At 70.7% G+C, this 22028-nt stretch carries 21 protein-coding genes; 6 read left to right on the top strand and 15 right to left on the bottom strand.

The features are described 5' to 3' along the window. Positions 1-1025, bottom strand: a 1025-nt coding sequence (locus tag JNK30_RS10125) for a stimulus-sensing domain-containing protein (RefSeq protein WP_293482114.1), incomplete at its 3' end; no start/stop codon positions are given. Next, positions 994-1710, bottom strand: a complete 717-nt coding sequence (locus tag JNK30_RS10120; RefSeq protein WP_293482113.1) for a response regulator transcription factor — start codon at positions 1708-1710, stop codon at positions 994-996. The genes JNK30_RS10125 and JNK30_RS10120, both read right to left, overlap by 32 nt. 153 nt (positions 1711-1863) lie before the next feature. Between JNK30_RS10120 and JNK30_RS10115 the strand changes: the two genes are divergently transcribed. Then, a complete protein-coding gene (locus JNK30_RS10115) occupies positions 1864-3576 on the top strand; it encodes a hypothetical protein (protein ID WP_293482112.1) in 1713 nt (570 codons plus the stop codon). Between the two features lie 27 nt (positions 3577-3603). Here the strand turns inward: JNK30_RS10115 and pseC are convergent, their stop codons facing one another. Together pseC and pseB are read right to left on the bottom strand one after the other, a co-directional pair. Then, on the bottom strand, positions 3604-4767 hold the full coding sequence (gene pseC / locus JNK30_RS10110) for a UDP-4-amino-4,6-dideoxy-N-acetyl-beta-L-altrosamine transaminase (protein ID WP_293482111.1): 1164 nt from the start codon (positions 4765-4767) through the stop codon (positions 3604-3606). 1 nt (position 4768) lies between these two features. After that, complete coding sequence (gene pseB / locus JNK30_RS10105; RefSeq protein WP_293482110.1) at positions 4769-5821, bottom strand: UDP-N-acetylglucosamine 4,6-dehydratase (inverting); 1053 nt, start codon at positions 5819-5821, stop codon at positions 4769-4771. 89 nt (positions 5822-5910) lie between these two features. On the opposite strand from pseB, the gene JNK30_RS10100 reads away from it, so the two are divergent. Next, positions 5911-6306, top strand: coding sequence for a Tat pathway signal protein (locus JNK30_RS10100; protein ID WP_293482109.1), 396 nt, complete (start codon positions 5911-5913; stop codon positions 6304-6306). A gap of 17 nt (positions 6307-6323) precedes the next feature. Here JNK30_RS10100 and JNK30_RS10095 read toward each other — a convergent pair whose 3' ends face one another. Continuing rightward, entirely contained in the window at positions 6324-6617 is a 294-nt protein-coding gene (locus tag JNK30_RS10095; RefSeq protein WP_293482108.1) for a 4a-hydroxytetrahydrobiopterin dehydratase, read from the bottom strand. Beyond that, a complete protein-coding gene (locus JNK30_RS10090) occupies positions 6614-7258 on the bottom strand; it encodes an HAD-IA family hydrolase (RefSeq protein WP_293482115.1) in 645 nt (214 codons plus the stop codon). Before JNK30_RS10090 ends, JNK30_RS10095 begins: the two co-directional genes overlap by 4 nt. A 71-nt stretch (positions 7259-7329) precedes the next feature. Here JNK30_RS10090 and JNK30_RS10085 point away from each other — a divergent pair, with 71 nt between their 5' ends. Further along, positions 7330-7686: a hypothetical protein gene (locus JNK30_RS10085; RefSeq protein WP_293482107.1), complete on the top strand. Its 357-nt coding sequence runs from the start codon at positions 7330-7332 to the stop codon at positions 7684-7686. Between the two features lie 22 nt (positions 7687-7708). After that, positions 7709-8467, top strand: coding sequence for a hypothetical protein (locus JNK30_RS10080; RefSeq protein ID WP_293482106.1), 759 nt, complete (start codon positions 7709-7711; stop codon positions 8465-8467). A 1-nt stretch (position 8468) separates the two neighbouring features. Here the strand turns inward: JNK30_RS10080 and JNK30_RS10075 are convergent, their stop codons facing one another. Beyond that, on the bottom strand, positions 8469-9974 hold the full coding sequence (locus JNK30_RS10075; protein ID WP_293482105.1) for an MFS transporter: 1506 nt from the start codon (positions 9972-9974) through the stop codon (positions 8469-8471). A 392-nt stretch (positions 9975-10366) separates the two neighbouring features. Here JNK30_RS10075 and JNK30_RS10070 point away from each other — a divergent pair, with 392 nt between their 5' ends. Then, positions 10367-11020, top strand: a complete 654-nt coding sequence (locus JNK30_RS10070; protein ID WP_293482104.1) for a PEPxxWA-CTERM sorting domain-containing protein — start codon at positions 10367-10369, stop codon at positions 11018-11020. Positions 11021-11024: 4 nt separating this feature from the next. Here the strand turns inward: JNK30_RS10070 and JNK30_RS10065 are convergent, their stop codons facing one another. From JNK30_RS10065 to JNK30_RS10055, 3 genes are all read right to left on the bottom strand, one after another. Continuing rightward, positions 11025-12200: a cystathionine gamma-synthase gene (locus JNK30_RS10065; RefSeq protein WP_293482103.1), complete on the bottom strand. Its 1176-nt coding sequence runs from the start codon at positions 12198-12200 to the stop codon at positions 11025-11027. Further along, positions 12197-13579 (bottom strand): cystathionine beta-synthase, encoded by a 1383-nt coding sequence (locus JNK30_RS10060; protein ID WP_293482102.1) that lies wholly within the window; start codon positions 13577-13579, stop codon positions 12197-12199. Before JNK30_RS10060 ends, JNK30_RS10065 begins: the two co-directional genes overlap by 4 nt. Positions 13580-13771: 192 nt before the next feature. Continuing rightward, positions 13772-14503, bottom strand: coding sequence for a PEPxxWA-CTERM sorting domain-containing protein (locus JNK30_RS10055; RefSeq protein WP_293482101.1), 732 nt, complete (start codon positions 14501-14503; stop codon positions 13772-13774). 204 nt (positions 14504-14707) lie between these two features. On the opposite strand from JNK30_RS10055, the gene JNK30_RS10050 reads away from it, so the two are divergent. Further along, complete coding sequence (locus JNK30_RS10050) at positions 14708-15223, top strand: hypothetical protein (RefSeq protein ID WP_293482100.1); 516 nt, start codon at positions 14708-14710, stop codon at positions 15221-15223. 9 nt (positions 15224-15232) lie between these two features. Here JNK30_RS10050 and JNK30_RS10045 read toward each other — a convergent pair whose 3' ends face one another. From JNK30_RS10045 to JNK30_RS10025, 5 genes are all read right to left on the bottom strand, one after another. Further along, on the bottom strand, positions 15233-15709 hold the full coding sequence (locus tag JNK30_RS10045) for a hypothetical protein (RefSeq protein ID WP_293482099.1): 477 nt from the start codon (positions 15707-15709) through the stop codon (positions 15233-15235). 34 nt (positions 15710-15743) lie between these two features. Beyond that, the gene (locus JNK30_RS10040) at positions 15744-16415 is read right to left on the bottom strand and encodes a hypothetical protein (protein ID WP_293482098.1); all 672 of its coding nucleotides are present in this window, start codon (positions 16413-16415) and stop codon (positions 15744-15746) included. After that, positions 16412-17131: a HupE/UreJ family protein gene (locus JNK30_RS10035; protein ID WP_293482097.1), complete on the bottom strand. Its 720-nt coding sequence runs from the start codon at positions 17129-17131 to the stop codon at positions 16412-16414. The genes JNK30_RS10040 and JNK30_RS10035 overlap by 4 nt, the downstream gene beginning before the upstream one ends. 99 nt (positions 17132-17230) lie before the next feature. Then, positions 17231-19591, bottom strand: coding sequence for a TonB-dependent receptor (locus tag JNK30_RS10030; RefSeq protein WP_293482096.1), 2361 nt, complete (start codon positions 19589-19591; stop codon positions 17231-17233). Between the two features lie 460 nt (positions 19592-20051). Then, positions 20052-21941 carry a hypothetical protein gene (locus JNK30_RS10025; RefSeq protein ID WP_293482095.1) on the bottom strand — a complete coding sequence of 630 codons (1890 nt, stop codon included), beginning with the start codon at positions 21939-21941 and terminating at the stop codon, positions 20052-20054. Between the last annotated feature and the right edge of the window lie 87 nt (positions 21942-22028).

Below are 22028 nucleotides of genomic sequence, written 5' to 3'. Positions count from 1 at the left end.
TCCTTCACCAGGTCCAGCGTCTCCACCGCGGAGCGCAGCGAGGTGAGCGGGTTGCGGATCTCGTGCGCCACGTCCGCCGCGAAGGCCTCGATCGCGTCCATCCGTTCGCTGAGCGACTGGGTCATGGCCTCGAGGCTTCGGGTGAGGTCGCCCACCTCGTCGTCGCGCCGGGCGAGGTCGGGCAGCGAGATCGCGCGCGCCCGGCCGTGGCGCACCCGGTCGGCGGCGCGCGCCATGCGCAGCACGGGCTGCGCCACCAGCGTGTTGAGCAGGAGGGACGAGACCACCGTCACGCCGATGGCGATCAGGATGAAGGGGATCAGCGCCGCCCGCTCGCGCGCGATGATGGCGTCGACGTCGCTGGCCTCCAGCGTGACCACCCCGAGCACAACCCGGACATGCTGGATCGGCAGCGAAACGGACACCACGCGGTCCCCGTCGGCGTTGCGGCGCAGGCCGGCGTGGCGCTGTCCCTTCAGGGCCACGGCGACCTCGCGGGCGAGCGTGGCCTCGCGCTCCTCCTGGGTGGGCGGCGCGGCCCGCGGCATCAGCTCGAAGCCGCGGTCGTCACGGCCGCGCGCCGCCGGCAGCTCGCGGCTCTCCACCTCGTCGGCCATCCAGTCGGAATCGGCCACCAGGCGTCCGCGGCTGTCGAACAGCCGCGCGCGCTGGGCCCGCGGATTGGACAGCGTCTGCAGCAACTCGGTCGCGAGCGCGGCGTCCATCTGGGGCTCGGGCTCGCCCACGGTGGCCGCCTGATTCAGGATCGAGGCGATCAGCTCGCCCTGGGTCGACAGGCTGTCGATCCGCGCGTTCACCAGCCCGCGGCGCAGCTCGTTGAGCACCAGGGCGCCCGAAATCAGGATCGCCAGGCCCAGGAGGTTGAACGCCAGGATCAGGCGACCGAGCCGCGACCCGGGGAGCCCGGTGAACCTCAGGCCCCGTGGCGGTCGCTGACGGACCGGCCGGACGAAGACCTCGGGTTCCGGGGTCTCAGGACTCCCGGTACCGGTAGCCGACGCCATAGAGGGTCTCGATCGCGTCGAACTCAGGGTCCACCTCGCGGAACTTCTTCCGCATCCGCTTGATGTGGCTGTCGATGGTGCGGTCATCGACGTAGACCTGATCGTCGTAGGCCGCGTCCATCAGGTTGTCGCGGCTCTTCACGAACCCCGGCCGCTGGGCGAGCGACTGCAGGAGCAGGAACTCGGTGACGGTCAGCTTCACGGGCTTGCCGTCCCACAGGCTCTCGTGCCGGGCGGGGTCCAGCGTGAGCTTGCCGCGCTTCAGCGCCCGCGCGCCGGCGTCGGCCGCGGGCGCGGGGCCGGCCGCCTCGTCCGCGTCGCCGCGGCCGGCGCGGCGCAGGACCGCCTTCACGCGCTCGATCAGGAGCCGCTGGCTGAACGGCTTGTGGATGTAGTCGTCGGCGCCGAGGTTGAAGCCGAGGATCTCGTCGATCTCCTCGTCCTTGGACGTGAGGATGATCACTGGGATGTCCGAGGTCCTCCGCAGGCGGCGCAGCACCTCCATGCCGTCCATGCGCGGCATCTTCACGTCCAGGATCGCCACGTCCGGCGGGTCGTTCTCCAGCGCGGCCAGGCCCGAGGCGCCGTCGAAATAGGCCTTCACGGCGTGGCCATGGCTCTCGAGGGCGAGACTGACCGACGTGACGATGTTCTCGTCATCGTCGACAAGCGTAATTTTCGCCATCTGAGGTAGAACTCTCCTTAACCGAAGCTGTGCAACCTATTGGGCCTTCACCGTGGCCTCAATGGGGCCGCGCCCAACGCGGGGCAAGGTCAACGCAGCCTTAAGCTGTTTCCGCGAACGTGGTTCCTGAATTTGGGGGGATCCGCGTTCGCCATGAGCGGGATGACAGTGCATTTCGAGGTCTACATCCGGAAGCTCGCCGGCGGCCCGTGGACACTCGATCTTGCGACCGAGAACCGCGCCGCGGCGCTTCAGACCGCGCAGGACCTGATGGCCGAGCAGCGCGTGGCTGCGGTCAAGGTCACCAAGGAGGTCTTCGACGAGGAGACCCGCGAGTTCAACTCGGTAGTGATCCAGAAGCTGGGCGCCGCCGACACCGCCGCGAAATCGGTCCCCAAGGAGGAGCCGCAGCCGCTCTGCGTCACGCCCCAGGACCTCTACACGCTGCACGCCCGCGAGCGGATCGGCCGCCTGCTGGAGGGCTGGCTCGAGCGCAACAACGCGACGCCGTTCGAACTGCTGCATCGGCCCGACCTCGTCGAGAAGCTCGAGGCGGCGGGCACGGACCTCCAGCATGCGATTCAGAAGGTCGCGATCCCCGAGGCCCATGCCCGCTCGATGAGCGTGCACGAGCTGATCCGCATCTTCCACGCGCTCATCGAGCGCGCCGTCGATCGCCTGATGAAGGACCACAAGAAGGGCGTCCTGCCCGACGTGGACCGCGAGGGCTTCGCCGCCGCCGCCGAGCGGCTGGTTCACGAGCCGGAGCGCGGCTATCTGCTGGGCGCCGGTGTGGCCGCCTCCATCGCGCCCGCCGCGAGCTGGTCCGAGAAGGTCCAGCGCCTCCTCGACCTCGCCGACGCCGCACCGCAGCAGGGCCCGGCCCGCGCCCTGGCGCTGTCCACGATCCAGCAGCCGCTGGCCGAGATCCTCGAGACCAAGCTCGGGATGAACGACATCATGGGCAAGGGGCGCGACCTGGGCGCCAACCTCGCGGCGATGACGCGCCTGACCGCCTTCGAGGCCGTCGAGGCGCTGATCAAGGTGGAGAAGTCGGTCCAGAAGGTGATGCCGGAGCTGTCGCCCACGGCCCAGCGGCTGGCGAAATGGCTCGCCGGCGAGCATTTCAAGGAGACCCGCGCCGCGGTCGGCCGGCGGATCCTGCGCGAACTGAGCGGCCCGCGCCGCCTCTGCCCCGGCGAGGCCGAGCGCGAGATCGACGTGCTGCGGGCGCTGGCCATGTCGCTCACCGCGGCCGCCAGCAACCTGCTCCCGCACGACGACGTGCAGGCCGCCTTCACCGCGCGCTCGCGGACGCTGGTCACCGGCGACTTCGTGGAGGCCTACCTGGGGTCGGGGCGCACCAGCCTCGACGAGGTCGAGGCGATGATCTGGCTCTCGGAGAACGTCATCGGACCGGCCAACAAGCGCCAGGCTTCGGGCTGGCTGAAGGCCATCGTGGCTTCCCTGAAGTTCGAGAAGGAGATGTGCGACGGTCACGAGACGCCTGCGGTGCGGCTGTCCCAGCTGGCCGGGCTGTCGCGATCGGTCGCACGGTGCGGCCTGGTGCCCGAGGATTTCAACCCGATCCAGGAGAAGCTAGGCGACATCGGGGGCGAGATCGAGCGTCGCGCCAAGCTGGCGCAGAGCGTCGCCAATGCGAATGCGCCCGTCCTCCAGCGCCTGACCCTGCTGCTGAAGCTGGCGGCCGGCGAGGCCGCGCCGCAGGGGCCCGCCGCGGCCCGCGCCCGAGCCGAGGTCCTGAAGCTGTTCAAGCAGGACGCGACCCGGGCCGAACTCGCCGCCGCGCCCGAGCAGATGGCCCAGGTGCGCGACCTGATCCAGGCGGCGGGGCTGGCGGCCTGACTCTGGCGGCCTGACCCTGGCGGCCTACTAAAGCCGCAGCGTCTCGCGCAGCGCGTCCACCACGCGGCCGACGTCGCCGTCCGCCATCCCCGGATAGAGGGGCAGCGACAGGCAGCGCGCGTACCAGGCCTCGGCGCCCGGCAGCGACGGCTCGCCGTAAAGCCCGCGGTAGTACGGCTGGCTGTGCACCGGAATGTAGTGGACCTGGCTGCCGACCCCGCGGGCCCTCAGGCCCTCGACCACGGCGCGGCGGCTGAGCCCGGCGCGGTCGAAATCGATCAGAACGGTCATCAGGTGGAGCACGGGGTCGCTCCACGGCGGGGTGGCGGCGGGCGTCACCAAGGGGGCCAGCGGCGCCAGCGCCTCGATGTAGGCGGCGGCGAGCGCACGGCGGCGCGCCGCGAACGCAGGCAGCTTCCGCAGCTGCGACAGGCCCAGCGCACAGAGGATGTCGGGCAGGCGGTAGTTGAAGCCCGGCTCGGACATCTCGTACCACCAGGGGTCCGCGCCCGGCGGCCGCGTCATGCCGTGCGAGCGCAGGGTCCGCAGGCGCTCGGCCAGAGCGGCGTCGTTGGTGGTGACCATTCCGCCTTCGCCGGTGGCGATGGTCTTCACCGGATGGAACGAGAAGGTCGCCATGGCCGAATGGCGCACGTCGCCGATGGTCTCGGCGGCGTTCCCGAAGGTCGCGGTGGTTCCGAGCGCGTGCGGCGCGTCCTCCACGAGGACGGCGCCATGCCGGCCTGCCAGCGCCTCCAGCGCCGGAAGCTCGCAGGCGTCGCCGCGCAGGTGCACCGGCAGGACGGCGCGCAGCCGCCGGCCGGCGAGCCTCTCGAGGGCCGCGGCCAGGGTCTCGGGCGTCATCAGCCCGCTGGCCGGATCCACGTCGGCGAAGATCACGTCGGCGCCCACGTAGCGCGCGCAGTTGGCGGTGGCCAGGAAGGTGATCGACGGCGCGATCACCACCTCGCCCGGCTGCACCTTCAGCGCCAGCATGGCCAGGTGCAGCGCCGCCGTGCCGTTGGCGCAGGCGACGGCGTGTCGCGCGCCCACCGTCTCGGCGAAGGCCCGCTCGAAGGCCTCCACCGTCGGGCCGGTCGTCAGGAAGTCGCCGCGGAGCGCGTCGGCCACTGCGGCGATGTCGTCGTCATCGATGGTCTGGCGGCCGTACGGAAGGACGCTGTCGGCCACGCTAGTCGCCCGCCCGGCGCCGCCGCTCGCGCGGCCTGTCCTCGTCCAGCATCTTCATCAGGCCCGCGCCGTCGAGCCACTCGTCGTTGGTGTCGGAGGCGTAGCTGAACTCGTCGTCGAGGCGGCGGCCGGGCAGGGGCGCGCGGGTGTACTCGACGAACGCGGGCTCGATGGCGTAGCGGTCGCCCAGGTCCACCGTGTTCCGCGCGTCGTCGACCGAGATCATCATCTCGTGCAGCTTCTCGCCGGGCCGGATGCCGATCAGCTTGGTAGGCATGCCGGGCGCGAGGGTTTCGGCGATCGCGGTCACCTTCATCGACGGGATCTTCGGCACGAAGATCTCGCCGCCGTGCATCAGGTCGAGCGACGAGAGCACGAAGTCCACGCCCTCGCCGAGGGTGATCAGGAAGCGCGTCATCCGGGGGTCGGTGATCGGCAGCTCTGCGGCCTTGCGGGCGATCAGGCGCTGGAAGAACGGGATCACCGAGCCGCGCGATCCGACCACGTTGCCGTAGCGCACGACGGCGAAGCGCGTCCCGATGTCCCCGGCCAGGTTGTTCGCCGCCACGAAGGTCTTGTCCGACGCGAGCTTGGTGGCGCCGTAGAGGTTGATGGGATTGCAGGCCTTGTCGGTGGAGAGCGCCACCACCTGCTTCACGCGGTTGGTGAGGCAGGCCCACACCACGTTCTCGGCGCCCAGCACGTTGGTGTGGATGCACTCCGAGGGATTGTACTCGGCCGCCGGCACCTGCTTCAGGGCCGCGGCGTGGATCACGATGTCGACCCCGCGCAGCGCCAGCGACAGCCGTTCCCGGTCGCGCACGTCGCCCAGGAAATAGCGCATCGCCATGAGCTTATCGGGCGGGAAGCGCTCCGCGAAATCGATCTGCATCTCGCTCTGCTTCAGCTCGTCGCGGGAATAGACGATGAGCTTGCGCGGGCGGGCGCGGGTCAGGACCGTCTCGATGAAGCGCCGCCCGAACGAGCCGGTGCCGCCGGTGACGAGGATGACCTTGCCGTCGAGGTCGAGATTGGTCGGCGCGAATCGGCCCAATGGGCGCTCCAGCGAATCCCTGCGTTAGCCGCGGTTGTTGCAGGCGCACGTAAAGAGACCGCTAACCATGATCGGCGAGGCTTCAGGCCATGGAACGCCGCCGACTCCTGAGCCTTGCGGCCGCCTCGACCCTGATCCCGGCGCTCGCCCTCGCCGCCGAGGACAAGAAGAAGTCCGGCGGCGGTTCGTACCTGCCTCTCCAGACCCTGCTTGGCACCACCATCCGCTCGAGCGGACGCCGCGGCGTGCTGGCGGTCGACTGCGGGCTGGACGTGCCCGACCCGGCGCTGCGCCTGCGGGCCGAGCAGTCGGCCCCCCGCCTGCGCGCCGCCTACGTGCAGTCGGTCCAGGCCTATGCCGCGGGGCTCGCGCCGGGCGCCCTGCCCAACGCCGACTACCTCGCCCAGCAGCTGCAGCGGCACACCGACGCGATCCTCGGCCGTCCCGGCGCGCGCGTGCTGCTGGGCGCCATCGTCGTGAACTGAGGCCGTCGTCCGCGCGGCTACCCGCCGGCCGCCTCGTTCATGAACGTCGCCAGCGTCACGTCCAGCTGGGTCACGCCGTCAGCGTCGTGAGTGGCCAGGGTCACGTCGACGCGGTTGTACACGTTGAACCACTCGGGGTGATGGTCGAGCTGATCGGCCCGGATCGCCACGCGCGTCATGAAGCCGAAGGCCTCGTTGAAGTCCTTGAACCGGAAGCTCCTGCAGATGGCGTCGCGGTCGCCCTCGACCCTGCGCCAGCCCGGAAGGCCAGCCAGGGCCGCCTCGGCGCCGATCTTCGCCGGCCGGGTCACGGGAACTCGAGCCCCGTCGCCGCGGAGAGCTCGGCCAGCGTCTGGTCGACGTCCACCACCTTGATGGCCTTCATGCCGAGCCCGGCGGCCGGCTTGCAGTTGATGCCCAGGTCGTCGAGGTAGACGCAGTTCTCCGGCTGCACCGCCAGCAGGTCGCACATCATCAGGTAGATGCGCGGGTCCGGCTTGCGCACGCCCGCCTTGCTGCTCTCGATGATGGCGTCGAACAGGGGCATGACGGTCGCCATGGCGCCGGCCATCCGCTGGCCCTCGGACTGGCCCGGCGAGTGCTCGGACACCACGTTGTTGGTGATGCAGCCCACCTTGAACTGCGCCTTGCAGGCCCTCAGCGCCTCGACCATGCGCGGGCGAAGCTGTCCGGACAGCCGCGGCAGGACGTCGGCTCCGCGGATCGGGAAGCCCAGGGCGGTGGATTCTTCCAGGAACAGCTGGTCGAAGCGCGCCGTGTCGATCTCGTTGCGCTCGAACAGGGCCCAGGCGTTGTGGTCGCCGTTGGTGGCGTTCACCCGCCGGATGTGGTCCTTCGGCGCGCCCAGCTCCTCCTCCAGGCGATTGAAGGCCTCGAAGGGCGAGGAGGTGAAGACCCCGCCGAAATCCCAGATCACCGCCTCGACCGCCACGCACAGCTCCTGCATCAATTCTTCGCGGCGCGGACGCTAGGGGGCCATGATTGCCGGTGCAAGTGAGGCTGATGCTCCCCTACCGTTTCGCGCGACCCCTCAGGCTCGCCCTCTACGCCCTGGCCGCGGCGATCCTGCTCGTGTTGTGCCTCCTGCCCTCGCAGGATCTGCCGGACCCCGGCACGGGCGATCGCTTCGAGCACACGGCCGCCTGGTTCGTCCTGACCGCGACCGGCTATGCGCTGGCCCCGCGGCGGGTGCTCGCCATTCCGGCGTTCGCCCTCGCCTACGGCCTGGCCATCGAAGTCCTGCAGGGCCTCGCCCCGACGGGCCGGCACGCCGATCCCATGGATCTCGCCGCCGACGCCCTGGGCGTGGGGCTGGCCGTCGCGGGCTTCCTGGCGGTGCGGCGTATGGCGCGGGCCTGAGGGCGCCACTATGGTCGCCGCCATGCCGTCCCAGAGCCCGTCCCCCTACATCTACCTCGCCGTCCCCTGCTACGGCGGCCAGCTGAACCTCTATTTCGTGAAGTCCCTGCTCGACCTGCAGGAGGCCTGCCGGGTGAAGGGGATCGGCCTGCACGTGGAGATGATGGGCGGCGAGGCCCTGATCACGCGCGGCCGCTCGCGGCTGGCGGCCCAGTTCCTGGCGCATCCGCAGGCCACCCACATCCTCTACATCGACGCCGACATCGGCTTCCGGCCCGAGAACGTCTTCCGCCTGCTGGAGGCCGAGAAGGACGTCATCGCCGCCGTCTGCCCGCTGAAGCAGATCGACTGGGAGAAGGTGCGCCGCGCGGCCCTGGCCGGGGTGAAGGACCTGCAGACGGCGGCCATCGGCTACGTGGTCCGCTTCCTGCCCACGCCGGACAACAGCATCGAGGTGAACGACGGCTACGCTCAGGTGGCCTATGGCGGAACCGGCTTCCTGATGATCCGGCGCGCCGCGATGCAGCGCCTGTTCGACGCCTATCCGCAGCTGCGCGCCAAGATGCGCGACATGGCCGACGCCCAGGCGCCCGAAGCCGTCATGGTGTTCGACACCATGATCGAGCCCGAGACCGGCCAGTACCTGTCGGAGGACTACGCCTTCTGCCGCCGCTGGCGCGACCTGGGCGGCGAGATCTGGGCGGACGTCTCGGCGCGGCTCACCCATGTGGGCCACGCCGCCTACACCGGCAGCCTGCTGGAAGCGATGCGGCCCGGCTGAGCTACTCCGCCGGCGTGACGACCGCCGCCGCGGGCCCGCCCGCGACGGTCGGCGGAGCCGAGGCCGGCGGGGTCACCCGGCGCGCCGCCAGCGCGGCGCGGGTGGCCTCGTAGGTCTCCTTGTTGATCCGGTAGCGGCCGTAGCAGAGCGCCGCGATCACCCCCGGGATCGCCGCCAGCACGCCGTCCCAGGCCGCCAGGCTGTAGAGCACGCCCGGATCGACCTCGCCCGGCTTCGCCTTCTCGGGGAAGGCGATGGCCACCAGCACCCAGCCGGCCAGCAGCGAGCCGATCGCCTGGTCGATCTTCGCCGACAGCGCCCGCGTGGAGTACAGGATGCCCTCCTGGCGCACCCCGAAGCGCAGCTCGTTCTCGTCGGCGATGTCCGCCAGCATCGACATCACGCTGATGCTCATGACCGCGGCGGCGCCATAGCCGACGGCGCCCATGGCGATCAGGATGGCGAGCAGGTTCGGCGTCTGCGGCGTGAGGACGCCGGCCATGCCGAGGGCCAGCGGGATCGCCGGCACCACCGAGTAGATCAGGCACGAGATGATCGCCGTCCGCCGCTTGTCGTAGCGGCCGTGCATCTTCGCGGCGAAGATGAAGGCGGTCACGTAGCCGGCGAAGCTGCCGATGATGAAGTAGCGCAGCTCCTCGGTGGTGAACTGCCAGTAGAAGAGCGCGGCGTGCATCCGCAGGCTCTCGCGCAGGCCGATCATCATCGACAGGAAGAAGTAGCCCACCAGCAGCCAGACGTAGTTGACGTTCCGCAGCGCCTTCCAGATGTCGCTGATGAACTCCGCGGCGCTGAACTTCGGCGTGTCGGCCGCGGGCTGCGGCAGGTACGGGATCCGGTCGCGGGTGAACCACGCCGACCCGAACAGCACCACCACGATGGCGATGGCGAACACCAGGGCGAAGGTGCTCCACGGCTCCGGGTTCAGCAGGCCGTTGCGGTACTCGGGCGTGCTCGGGAAGAAGTAGGTCAGCGCGATCCAGGCCATGGACGATGCGCCCGCCCAGCTGAAGAAGCTGACGTAGGCCATCACCTTGGAGCGCTCGGTGTAGTGCGGCGACAGCTCGGCCCCCAGCGCCAGGTGCGGCGTGTGGAAGAAGGTCATCACCTGCCGCAGGACCGCCACCCACACCCCGCACCAGATGGCGAGCTGCAGCTCGCTGAGGCCGGCCGGCGGCACGAAGATGAAGTAGAAGCTGAGCGCGATCGGGAACGGGGCGGCGTACATCCACGGGTGCCGCCGGCCCATCTTCGACTTCGTGCGGTCGGACCAGGAGCCGACGATCGGCTCGGTCAGCCCGTCGAGGATCAGGCTCCAGAAGATGGCGATGCCGACCCAGTGCGCGGGGACGCCCTGCACCTGGTTGTAGAACAGCATGACGTAGGTGAGCACCGCATAGAGCGCGATCGCCTCCGCGGCGCTTCCCACGCCGAACGCGAGCTTGGTGCGAAGCGGCAGGCGATCGGCCGCGGCGAGGGCCGTGGTCATCTCGACATTCCTCCGGATGGCGCCTCTGGCGGGCGCCCGATCCCGTCAGCCAACCGCAGGCCCGCAGGGTCGTCAATCGCGCCGCGCCCGTGTTTCGGCGTCGAAACAGGCCTAGTCGTTCGGGGGGCTGCGGGAGGCGCGGGAAGCGCGCGCCCCCAGATGCTGGCCGGGGCGAACGATCGCTCGGCTCAACGCCCGGTTTCGGGGTGATTTCGTGCGATCGCGGTTGGCGCGCAGCGCCCGGTCACGATCACGGCGCCGGGGCGCGAGCGGCGCGCCCCGCCGCGGTGCAGGCAGGCACTCGCCTCCTGGGGATCATCCGTTTGCAGGATGCGCGGCCAGGCCGCCGCGGGCCAGCATCGCCTGACGTTGAACAGCAGGCAGGGGTTTTCATGTCGTTCGAAATCAAGACCGCGACCGCCATCGGGGCGGCGATCGCAACGGTGCTGGCGGCCGCGCCGACCATCGCCACGGCGGACGTGCTCACCTTCGACGGGGGCGCCTGCTCGGGCGGATGCAGCAACTACGCGAGCATCCTGCAGAGCTATGGCGACATCGCCGGCCAGCTGGACGTCGAGTACAAGCGGTCCCAGCCCAACGGCGGGTCGTTGTCGTGGTGGAACGTCTACAGCGACCTCAACGGCGTGGCCTGGGGGGATCCGGGCGGGGTCAGCGAAGTCTTTCTCCGCCCCCTGGCGGGTTTCCAGGTCACCCTTCTCGGCTTCGACCTGGGGTCCTACGGCGGGGACAACCGAAGCTCGCAGGTCACCCTCCTCGGGGGGAACGGGGACGTGCTTGGCGCCTTCCCCAACCTGATCATCGGCGCCACGCATCAGTCGTTCGCGTCGAACCTCACCCGCTCCGACGGCATCCGGATCCAGTGGGGCCCGGACGCCTACGACGTGGGCATCGACAACATCGCCTTCGAGGTGACGGCGATTCCCACGGGGGGCATTCCCGAGCCCGCCACGTGGGCGATGATGATCCTCGGCTTCGGCGCGGTGGGGACCGCCATCCGCACACGGCGCCGCACGGCCGCCGCCTGAGGACTCAGGCCAGCGCCTGCTCCAGGTCGGCGATGAGGTCGCCCACGTCCTCGACGCCGACCGACAGGCGCACCAGGCCGTCCGAGATGCCGATCCGCTCGCGCGTCTCCGCGGGGATCGAGGCGTGGGTCATGATGGCCGGATGCTCGATCAGGCTCTCCACGCCGCCCAGGCTCTCGGCGAGGGTGAACAGGCGGGTGCGCTCCAGGAACCGCCGCGTCCCCTCGAGGTCGCGGTCGAGCACCACGGTGATCATGCCGCCGAAGCCCTGCATCTGCCGCCGCGCCAGGTCGTGCTGGGGGTGGCTGGGCAGGCCGGGGTAGATCACGCGGCCCACGCCGGGGCGCGCCTCCAGCCACTCGGCGATGGCCTGGGCGTTCTCGCAGTGACGCTGCATGCGCAGGGCCAGGGTCTTCATCCCCCGCAGGGTGAGGAAGCTGTCGAACGGCGAGGCCACCGCCCCCACCGCGTTCTGCAGGAAGGTGAGCCGGTCGCGGAGCTCGGCGTTGTCGCCCACCGCCAGGGCGCCGCCGACCACGTCCGAGTGGCCGCCGATGTACTTGGTGGTGGAGTGCATCACCACGTCGAACCCCAGCTCCAGCGGGCGCTGCACATAGGGGCTGGCGAAGGTGTTGTCGGCGGCCGCGATCAGGCCGCGGCGGCGGCAGAGGTCCGCGATCGCCTCCAGGTCGGCCAGGCGCAGCAGCGGGTTCGTGGGCGTCTCCACCCACACCATGCGGGTGCGCGGCGTGATCGCCGCCTCGATCGCCGCCACGTCGGCCAGGTCGACGTAGCTGAACGCGAGACCGGCCGAGCGGGCGCGCACCTTGTCGAACAGCCGGAACGAGCCGCCGTAGAGGTCCTCGCTCGCGACCACGTGGTCGCCGGCGTCCAGCACGTCCAGCAGCGTCGCCATGGCCGCCAGCCCCGAGGCGAAGGCGTAGCCGCGCGTCCCGCTCTCGAGGTCGGCGACGCCGCGCTCGAGGGCGAAGCGTGTGGGATTGTGGCTGCGCGAATACTCGAAGCCCTGGTGCACGCCCGGGCTGGACTGGGCGTAGGTCGAGGTGGCGTAGATCGGCACCGTGACGGCGCCGGTCGTCGGATCGTGCGCCTGGCCGCCGTGGATGGCCCGCGTGGCGAAGTCCAGCCGGTTGCGGCCCCTGGAAGTCTCGTCGGTCACGCCGCGCGCCTCAGGTAGTTGATCAGGTCGATGCGCGTGATGAGGCCCAGGAACTCGCGGCCCTCCATCACGATCGCCACCTCGTCACGCTCGAAGATCGGAAGCAAGGCGTCGAGAGGCTCGCCGGCCTGCAGGGTGTGCAGCTTGGCCGTCATGGCGGTGGCGACGGGCTGGCGGAAGCGCTGGTCCTGGCGGCGATCCTCGACGGCCTCCAGCAGGTCGCTCTCGTCGATCAGGCCGATCAGGCGCCCGTCGTCCAGCACGGGGAGCTGGCTCACGTCGGCGGCGCGCATGCGGTTGTAGGCGGTGAGCAGGGTGTCGTCCGGGCCGACGGTGACCGCGTCGCCCGTGCTGCGGGCGATCAGGTCGCGCAGGTCGCCGTGCAGCTCGCGGTCGACCAGGCCCTGCTCGGCGACCCAGCTGTCGTTGTAGACCTTGGAGAGGTAGCGGCTGCCGGTGTCGCACACGAGCGTGACCACCCGCTTGGGCTCCGTCTGCTCGCGGCAGTAGCGCAGGGCGCCCGCGAGCAGCGTCCCAGACGAGGATCCGCCGAGGATGCCGGCCTTGGTCAGGAGCAGGCGGGCGGTGGCGATGCTCTCGGCGTCGGGGATCTCGTAGGCCTTGGCCACCAGGTCGAGGTCGCAGTTGTCGGGGATGAAGTCCTCGCCGATGCCCTCCACCACCCAAGAGCCGGGCTCGACCTTCTCGCCGCGCTCGACCAGGGGCGCGAGGATCGAGCCCACGGGATCGGCCAGGACCATCTTCGTCTTCGGCGAGGCCTTGCGGAAGAAGCGGCCCAGGCCCGTCAGCGTGCCGCCCGAGCCCACGCCCACCACGACCGCGTCCACGTCGCCGCCCATCTGCTCCAGGATCTCGGGGCCGGTGGAGGTTTCGTGCGCCAGCGGGTTCGCCGGGTTGGAGAACTGGTTGATGTAGACGGCGTTGTTCAGCTTGGCCGCGATCGCCGCGGCCATGTCCTGGTAGTATTCCGGGTGGCCCTTGCCCACGTCCGAGCGGGTGATCCGCACGTCGACGCCCATGGCCCGCAGGTGCTGGATCTTCTCCCGCGCCATCTTGTCGGGGACCACGAGGAGCAGCTTGTAGCCCTTGAGGATCCCGACCTGGGCGAGGCCCAGGCCGGTGTTGCCGGCGGTGGCCTCGACGATCACGCCGCCCGGCTTCAGCGACCCGTCCGCCTCGGCCGCCTCGATCATCGAGCGGGCGATGCGGTCCTTGATGGAGCCGCCGGGGTTGGCGCTCTCCAGCTTGACGAACAGGCGGCAGGGGCCGGTGTCGAAGTCCTGCAGCTCGACCATCGGCGTGCGGCCGATGAGCTCCAGGGCGGTGGCCGCGGGGGGCGGCGTCGGTTGGGTGGTCAAGGGAGCCTCGCGGGGGGACGACGCACTCTACGGCAAACGGCGGCCGTTTGCCGAGGTTTCAGCCCGCGGAGGTAGACATCAGCCGTCGCGTCAGCGCAAGGCGCATCATTCTGCCCTCATGCGCAGCTTGCGAGGGCATGAGTGCGCGTCGGGAGGCCGGCCGTGCTGACCGCGCCGGCCTCCCCCGCGCGCTCAGGCTGCGAGCGCTCGCCGCCGGCGCAGAGTCGCGCCCGCCAGGCCGAAGCCGGCGATCATCAAGGCCCACGTCCCCGGTTCGGGAACCGCCCCGCCGCCGTTGCCGTAGAAGGCGTTGAAGCAGGCGTCGTCCGCCCGGTCGATGCACACCTGGAACGATCCGGTGTTGTCGGCGAAGATGTCGTCGTTGATGCCGAACTGCAGGCGGGTGATCCCGGCGCCCCGCGACGTCGAGAACCCGACCAGCCAGGACCCGTCGTCAAAGACGGTGCCCAGCGAGAAGGGGCCCAGGACGCTGCCGGCGTCGTCAGCGTAGGTCCCGACGAGGGCGCCCAGGTGCACCCCGGCGTGGGCCTCGGTCTGGTACTCGCCCGACATGTACAGGCTGGGGAACGCGGTCCCCGAGAAGCCCAGGGTGTCGTTCTTGATGCCAGTCGCCGTGTCGCCGCGGTTGTCGACGCTGGGCGGGCCGCCGAACACATCGATCAGGCCGCCCGGCACGAAGAGGACGCCGAAGCTGTCCCCTTCGCCGATGCCCAGGTCGGCGAAGTCGAAGATCGCAGGTCCGGTCCCGTCCTGGATCCCGAACTGGTAGTCGGTGTTGAGGCCGCCATCTTCCCACAGCCACGGCATGGCCGTGCCCGAGACGTTGACGACAACATAGTCTGCTGCATGAGCGGCCCCGCCCACGGCCAAAGCGGCCATGGCGCCAGCCAGGAGACGTCGCATCGTAGCTCCCCCGTCAGGGTTCGCCGGCCCCGTGTCGGCGGGCGATGGTCGTGTCGCAGACACCCTACGCGCAGAGGGACGCTCGGGAAACGACGTTCGCCTCTCGCGGGAGTGGGCGCTCATGTAACCCCGGCGCTACGGTTCAGTACGGTGCGCGGCGCGCGCAAGGCGGCTAGTCTGCGACGTGACGAGATGGAGTACGCCTTGAGACGCCTGATCCTGTTCGCCGCTGTCGCCGGCCTGGCCGCCTGCTCGCCGGGCAAGGGCGGCGCGCCCGGCGCCAAGTTCAACACCGAGATCCCCATGAACGAGTTCATGGGCCACTTCGTGGATCCCGCCGCCTTCATGATCTGGAAGAACTCGGGGACGATGGTCGACGAGAAGGGCGAGCATTCGCTCTACCCCACCACCGACGAGGGCTGGGACGTCCTGGTGACGGGCGCGACCATGCTGGTGGAGGCCGGCAACGTCCTGCAGATGCCGGGCCGGACGCGAGCGCCCGAGGCCGACTGGAACAAGTATTCCCGCATGCTCAGCGAGAGAGCGATGCTGGCCCGGGCCGCGGCCGAAAAGCACGACGAGAAGGCGGTGTTCGACGAGGGCGGGCGCATCTACGAGGTCTGCGTCGCCTGCCACGAGCAGTTCGTCATCGAGCCCCAGATGAAGGCGCAGGGGCCGGCGGAGGGCGATCCCCTGCCCGCCGCCCCGGAGAAGAAGTAGGGCGCCGGCCTACCAGCCCGGCGGCCGCACGCAGCGGCCGTGCGGACCGCCCATCACGTCCAGGGCGCGCGGCGGCGTCAGGCCTTCCAGGTCGCAGCGCTGCCGGTCGACGCCGAAGGCGCCATGGGGCGGCCCGGCGTCCAGGCCGCGCACGCCCCCGCGCCGGGAGCGCTCGTCGCCGAAGGCCAGGCTGAGCCGGCCGGTCCGGCCCAGCGGCATCTCGCTGCGCATGTAGACGCTCCGGTAGCCGCCCGTGCCGACAGCGACCGCGACCTCGCCGTGGACCCTCCGGTCGTCGGCGCCGTCGTCGCGGGGCGTCACGCCGGCGACGCCCTCCTCGATCGGCGCGGCGGGCGAGGTCCGCAGGAACTCGGCGATCTGGTCGCCGACGCTGCCGCCGGCGGCCGCAGCCGTGGCCTGCGGAGGCTCCGCCGCGGCTGCTGGCGACGCGGCGAGGGCGAGGGCGAGGATGGCGGCGACGCGCATGCGGGAACTCCTGTCCCGCCACGGAACGCCCGGATTATGGCGAAGGTGTTGCAGCCCCGGCCCGATCCGGCCGGGCCTGGGCCGCGGGGACGTTGGCGACGATCCCGGCCTCGTTGCCCGGCTGGCCCGCCGGCACGAGCTCGTAGAAGCCCGCCAGCCGCAGGCGCACAACCACCGGCTTCTCGCTGGAGTTCGAGAACTGCCAGCCCTGTATGCCGTCGAAGGGCGCGGTGAGCGCGCCGTGCTGCCTGAGCCCGAACGCCTGCCGGTAGGTGGCCACCGTCATCGGCTGTCCGGCAGCGGGCGTCGTATGGCCATGCTGGTCGTAGTGGAAGTCGCGCGCATCGGCCGAGCCGACCACCTCCCAGGCGTAGATGAGGGTGGCGTCCTTGGCCATCTTCACCTTGTACTCGAGCTCGGATTTCTCGACCCCGTCCAGGAAGCCGCCCAGCGGGATCTCGACGACGTCGGTGCGGAACGGCGCCGCGTATTCCCGCGCCCGCGCCGCGCCGCCGCTCCGGGCGTCGACCTCCACCTCGTCGGGCGCCCAGAGGCGCGACAGGCCCGAGAGCTTGCCGACGCCCAGCGGATCCCGGTTGAACTCGGCCGGCAGGATCACGCCCAGCACGATCAGGACCGCCGCCGCGAGCGTGGCCGCGGTGACGGCCAGCAGGCGGCCGCGCGAGAGGGTCGGTGACTCGCTCATGAGACCGCTCCGTCGAGGATGAAGCCGGCGATCTGGTCGCCGGCGAGCACGAACCCGGCCAGCATCAGGAGGACGTTGGCGCCGGCCGCCATCGGCCGGAAGGCCTTCGAGCGCCGCCAGTAGGTCATCGCCACAAGGATGAGGGACAGCGCCGCGATCTGGCCCAGCTCGACGCCGATGTTGAACGCGACCAGGTTCACGACCAGACCGTCGGGGTTGAGGTTCAGCGCCTGCAGCTTGGTGGCCAGGCCGAAGCCGTGGATCAGTCCGAAGCCCAGCACGGCGATCCGCGTGTCCGGCTGGCGGCCGAACACCGTCCGGAAGCCGCCGAGGTTGTCGAAGGCCTTGTAGGCCACGGACAGCCCGATCACCGCGTCCACGAGGTGCGGCTCCACCTCCAGCCTCAGCAGCACGCCCGCCAGCAGCGTGATCGAGTGGCCCAGCGAGAAGAGGCTCACATAGAGCGCGATCTCCTTCAGCCGGAACAGGAAGAAGATGACGCCCACCAGGAACAGCAGGTGGTCGTAGCCCGTCACCATGTGCTTGGCGCCGAGGTAGGCGAACGGGATCGGGTCGGGGCCCCGCGTGGCGGCCACGAAGGCGGCGTCGGTCCCGCCGATGTTGTGCGCCATCGCCGCGCCGGCCCAGGCCAGCGCCGAGAGGCCGAGCAGGACGGCGGCGGCTCGCGACTGGCCCTTCCCCATGCCGCCAGCCATAGCGGTCTTCGCCCCGGCAGGCGAGGCGCCTGACACGCAAAGGGCGGGACCAGGGTCCCGCCCTCGCCGGTCTGTCCGCGCCGTGACGGCGCCGCCTGACTAGAACTCGCGCCGCAGGGTCGCGCCCCAGGTGCGCGGCGCGTTGGTCAGGAAGCCGTAGCGGGCCCGCAGGCCGCGCTCGCGGTCGATGGCCAGCTTCGCCCGCTCGTCGCCCAGGTTGTTGACGAAAAGGGCGCCCTCCCAGCCGTCGCCCCGGACGCCGATGCGCAGGTTCACCACCTCGTAGCTCGGCAGCTCCAGCGGGAAGATCAGGCTCACGGCCGGCTGGCCGCCCACGTTCGGGAAGAGGGCCGCGGAACGGGGGTTGTTCTCCTGGTCCGACACCTGGGTGTAGCGCTTGCCCACGTGCTGGACGGTGAGGTTCGAGAACACCTCGGCGCCGCTGGCGAGCGGCCGCTCGTAGCCGACGCTGAGCGAGGCCTGGAACTTCGGCACGGTCGGGAGACGGTTGCCGTCGCGCAGACCCTGGATCGGCTGGCCGGCCGAGTCCAGCAGGCTCGAGGTCAGCTCGGCGTCGTTGTACGAGGCCGTCGCGGCGACGTCGAAGTTCTCGGTCAGCCGGTAGGCGAACTCGGCGTCGAAGCCGACCGACTTGGCCGACGGCACGTTGGCGATGATCCGCGACGAGCACGACCCGGCGTCGATGGTGGCCTGCAGGTTGTCGATGTCGGCGTAGAAGCCGGCCAGCGTCAGCGAACCCGCGCCGCCGCCGAACCGCGCCTTCATCCCCGCCTCGTAGTTCCAGACCGTCTCGTTCTTGAAGCTCGGCTGGGACAGGGCGTTGAAGGTGGCGAAGTCGGCGGGGGTGCACAGCGGCCGGTTCAGCGGGTCGTTGATGCCGCCCAGACGGAAGCCCTTGGACACCTGCGCGTTCAGGGTGACGTCATCGGTCGCCTCGTAGGCGACGATGAGGCGCGGCGCCCAGCTGTCGGCCTTGGTCTTGCCCGGGACCTCGATGGTCTTGTCGGCGAAGATCCCGTCGAAGGTGAGCTCGCGGCTTTCCTCGTAGTCGGCGTAGCGGAGGCCGGCGGTCACATCCAGGCGCTCGGTCACCGAGAACGTGGCCTCGCCGAACGCGGCGATCTGCTTCTGCTTGTAGGGAACCGTGGAGAAATAGAGGCTGTCCGTCGGCGCGCGGTCGCTGGCGGTCGGGATGCCCGTGGCCGCGCTGAAGCCCACCACCCGCAGGTCCTGGGCGTAGTTGCGGTCGATGTCCGAATAGAACGCGCCCACCACCCACTGCAGCGGGCCTTCGCCGGTCGAGGCGAGGCGCACCTCCTGGGTGAAGCTCTGGACGTCGGTGGTGTCGTAGAGCGGCGCGTCGATCGTGTAGACCGCCTGCGGCAGGCCGATGGAGCCGCCGGTGATCGAGCCGGTGAGCGCGGTGGCGTCGCGCAGGACCAGCACGTCGCGGTCGGTGAAGGTCGAGATCGAGGTGAGGCGCAGGCCGCCGAAGTCCATCTGGACGTTCAGGTCGGCGAGGAAGAACTCGTCCTCGAACTTCTCCTTCAGCTGGGTGAACTGCTTCAGGCCGCCAAGGCGCGCGCGGGGGCGCGTGGTGGTGAACTCGTTGGCGAGGATGTTGTAGATGTCGACGCGGTTGAAGCCGTCCACGTCGATGTCCTGGTACAGCACCCGCGGGGTGATCGTCAGGTTCTCGCTCGGCTTGATCAGCAGCGCGGCGCGGACGCCGCGGCGCACGCCGTCGTTCACGTCGCGCTCGACGCCGCCGCCCGGCTGCAGGGCGTCGATGAAGCCCGGGAACTGCTCGGTATAGGCCGTCACCCGCAGCGCCATCATTTCGTTGATCGGCGCGTTGATCGTGCCCTTCAGGTTGTAGCCGACGTCGCCATGCTCGACCTTGGAGACCGTGCCCTCGATCACGCCCTCGAAGCGGTCGGTGGTCGGCTGGTTGGTGATGTAGCGCACCGTGCCCGACAGCGAGCCCGAGCCGTAGAGCGTGCCCTGCGGGCCGCGCAGCACCTCGACGCGGTTCAGGTCGAAGAGGTCCAGGTCCGGCGTGAACAGCGACAGCGAGATCACGCTCTCGTCGAGGTAGACGCCGACCTGTTCCTTCACGCCCGGCTGGTCACGGACGATCTGGCCGGCCGAGATGCCGCGGATCGCCACCTGGCTCTGGCCGGGGCCGAGGTTCTGGACGGTGAAGCTCGCGACAGTGCGCGACAGCTCTTCCACGTTCGTCACGCCGCGGTCGCGCATGACCTGCTCGGTCTGCGCCGCCACCGAGAAGGGGACGTCGATCAGCGCCTCGTCGCGCTTGCGCGCCGTGACCACCAGCTCCTCGACCTCGGCGACATCCGTCTGCGCCGCGGCGGGCATGCCGACCGCCAGGGCCAGGCCGCTCACGCACGAGGCGAGCATCAGCTTGCGAAGGGTCATCTCGTTCTCTCTCCGACCTTCTTGCGACGGCTCTCGGGCCGTCTGATTGGCCGGACAGCTACGCGCCGCCCCCCTCCCCCGCTAGGCGATGCGCGCAACACCGTTACACGTATCGCGAGCAGGCCGCCGCTTTCTCACCGAGCGTGGCCGCACCGCCACAATTCCTTGTCAGAAGGTTAACGGAGGGCGCGACCTCAGTGTCCGCCCTCGACCCACGCCACGCCGCGACGTGACGCGACCGGCAGGATTCTTCTGGTTCGCCCGAGCGCCTGCCGTCGATCGGATTGATCGCACGTTCCGAAGAAGGAGGCCGGCGTGCGGCCGGCCCCCTCTCTGTCTGGCCGTGCGGCTCAGATGCCGACGCAGCGGCTCACCGGCGGGACGTAGGCCGGGGCCTCGGACTCACCGCCGCTCTTGCGCTTCTGCTTGCCGGCGCCGGCGCGGATGTTCGTCTTGATCTTCATTTTGCCATTCCTGAGTTGAGTGACGCGCGCGGGTTTGCGCGCGATCCGGACGGCGTGGCCGCCGAATGGGGGTTCGCCGCGGCCAGGCGGAGGCCGTCGGCGGAAAGGGTGAGCGCGAGCCCGAACGCGTCGGCGAGCTCGTCGAAGAGGTAGGGCAGCCGGCGGGGCTGCAGGTCGTTCAGCCGGTTGTGCAGGTCGAGGTCGGCGGCGTCGAAGCTTCGGATCGGCGCCGGCCGCCCCAGGCGCGCGTTGATCTCGCGCTGCGCCTCTGAACCGACCGAGATCGCCGCCATCGCGGCCGCGCAGGCGTCGAGGACGGCCTCGGCCGCCGCGTCCGCCGCCGCCGGGCCTAGGCGCGCCGCCAGGACGGCGCGCACCGCGTCGCCTTGCGCCGCCATCCTGGCCCGGGCGTCACGCCGGGCGCGGGCGATCCGCGAGGCGTCCCGGGCTTGCCCCAGCCACCGCCCGCAAGCGTCGAGCATCTCTTCGTAGACCGCCTCGCGCCGGGCCCGCAGCGCCTCGTCTCCGAGGTAGCTGGCGGTCCGAAGCGCGCCTAGGTGGGTCCTGAAGCGGGCGGCAAGACCGGCGTCGGCGTTATCGGACAGTATGTCGGCCAGCGCGGCATAGGCTCGCGCGGCGGCCGGCCAGACCGAGAAGGTCGCGGCGTGCGCCTGCAGGCCCAGCATGGCGTAGTCCATCGCCGCCGGCAGGTCGGCCAGGGCCGCCTCGACGGCCGGGGCCAGCGGCGCGGCCGCATCGGGGTCGGGCGCTTCGCCCTCGACGATCACACGAAGGAACTCCGCCACCATGTGCGGCGGCCCGGCGCAGACGCCATGCTCGGAGTGGAACGCGTAGCTCCGCTCGGCATAGGCGTGGATGTCGGCCGCGCTCACGGTCTCGTCGGGATCCCGCGTCGGCTCGCCCAGCGGCACGAACAGCATCTGGTGCATGACCATCCGCAGCCCGTCGGTGACCCGGAACAGCGACGAAAGCGTCGGATGCAGCGAACCGCTGGCCACCGGATCCCTGGCGCGGACCAGGGCGTAGGTCGGCACGCCCAGCACGCAGACCGCGAGGCGTTCGATCTCGCCGATCGTGAGCGCGCGGCCCTGAGCGTCAGGCGTCCGCGCCAGCCAGGCGGCGCGGATGCGGCCGAGCGCGGCCATCATCTGCTTCCAGTGCGCCTGCATGCCCCGAAGCGCCTCGACGTTCATCGGCCGGTCGGGCTGATGGCGCGAACCCTCGTACGGGCAGGTGCGCCACCGCGTCGGCGTCTCGATCCGCAGCGCCGGGGGAAAGACGTTCGCCTCGCCGACCTGGCGGCCATCGGCGTCGAGCGCCGCGTGGGCGATGCGGAAGACGGGGATCACCATCTCGAGCCAGCCGGTCTCGAGCGGCCGCCCGGTCAGCTCGGCCATCAGGGTCTCGCCCTCGTCCCACCAGCGGGCGCGGGCCGAGCGGGCGGGCGGCAGCGGCGACGGGCGCACGCCCGGAACCACGGAAGCGGCCGGGGCGGCCTCCGCGCGCATCAGGACGCCGGCGGACACAAGCTCCGTCAGCAGCGGCGCCACGCGCGACCAGGCGTAACCGTCGCCCCACCCCGTCGCCTCGCCGGCCAGGAACCTGTCCTGCCGGGCCAGCGCCTCGGCGAAACCGAACAGTTCCGGCTCGTCGAAGCTGATCTCGCGGCCGTCATGGAACAGGGTCAGTTCCGGCTTGCCGTCGGGGCTCAGGCCGCGCTGGACGACCATGCTGCGGCGCATCGGCAGCACCAGCGCCGCACGCAAATCCAGCCCGTCGGCCTCGGTCCGCGACAGCGGACAGGCGGCGGCGTCGACCAGGTCGCGCAAGCGGATCGTCCCCCAACCGCCCAGCGCCGCCGCCATGGCGCCGCTTCCGGGCATTCGGTCGGACAACGTCGCGCCGCCGCCGCTTATTCCGTCCGGCCGACGAGAAATCCGGGCGCCGGGGCC

Origin of the sequence: Phenylobacterium sp., from assembly GCF_016793225.1 — a bacterium.
GTDB lineage: Bacteria > Pseudomonadota > Alphaproteobacteria > Caulobacterales > Caulobacteraceae > Phenylobacterium.
This window is presented reverse-complemented; position numbering and strand designations above follow the sequence as displayed.

Bases quoted from the DNA above. Each gene is read 5' to 3' on its own strand.
- JNK30_RS10120 (WP_293482113.1), bottom strand. From the start codon at position 1,710: ATGGCGAAAATTACGCTTGTCGACGATGACGAGAACATCGTCACGTCG.
- JNK30_RS10115 (WP_293482112.1), top strand. From the start codon at position 1,864: ATGAGCGGGATGACAGTGCATTTCGAGGTCTACATCCGGAAGCTCGCC.
- JNK30_RS10100 (WP_293482109.1), top strand. From the start codon at position 5,911: ATGGAACGCCGCCGACTCCTGAGCCTTGCGGCCGCCTCGACCCTGATC.
- JNK30_RS10085 (WP_293482107.1), top strand. From the start codon at position 7,330: ATGCTCCCCTACCGTTTCGCGCGACCCCTCAGGCTCGCCCTCTACGCC.
- JNK30_RS10080 (WP_293482106.1), top strand. From the start codon at position 7,709: ATGCCGTCCCAGAGCCCGTCCCCCTACATCTACCTCGCCGTCCCCTGC.
- JNK30_RS10075 (WP_293482105.1), bottom strand. From the start codon at position 9,974: ATGACCACGGCCCTCGCCGCGGCCGATCGCCTGCCGCTTCGCACCAAG.
- JNK30_RS10070 (WP_293482104.1), top strand. From the start codon at position 10,367: ATGTCGTTCGAAATCAAGACCGCGACCGCCATCGGGGCGGCGATCGCA.
- JNK30_RS10055 (WP_293482101.1), bottom strand. From the start codon at position 14,503: ATGCGACGTCTCCTGGCTGGCGCCATGGCCGCTTTGGCCGTGGGCGGG.
- JNK30_RS10045 (WP_293482099.1), bottom strand. From the start codon at position 15,709: ATGCGCGTCGCCGCCATCCTCGCCCTCGCCCTCGCCGCGTCGCCAGCA.
- JNK30_RS10040 (WP_293482098.1), bottom strand. From the start codon at position 16,415: ATGAGCGAGTCACCGACCCTCTCGCGCGGCCGCCTGCTGGCCGTCACC.
- JNK30_RS10035 (WP_293482097.1), bottom strand. From the start codon at position 17,131: ATGGCTGGCGGCATGGGGAAGGGCCAGTCGCGAGCCGCCGCCGTCCTG.
- JNK30_RS10030 (WP_293482096.1), bottom strand. From the start codon at position 19,591: ATGACCCTTCGCAAGCTGATGCTCGCCTCGTGCGTGAGCGGCCTGGCC.
- JNK30_RS10025 (WP_293482095.1), bottom strand. From the start codon at position 21,941: ATGGCGGCGGCGCTGGGCGGTTGGGGGACGATCCGCTTGCGCGACCTG.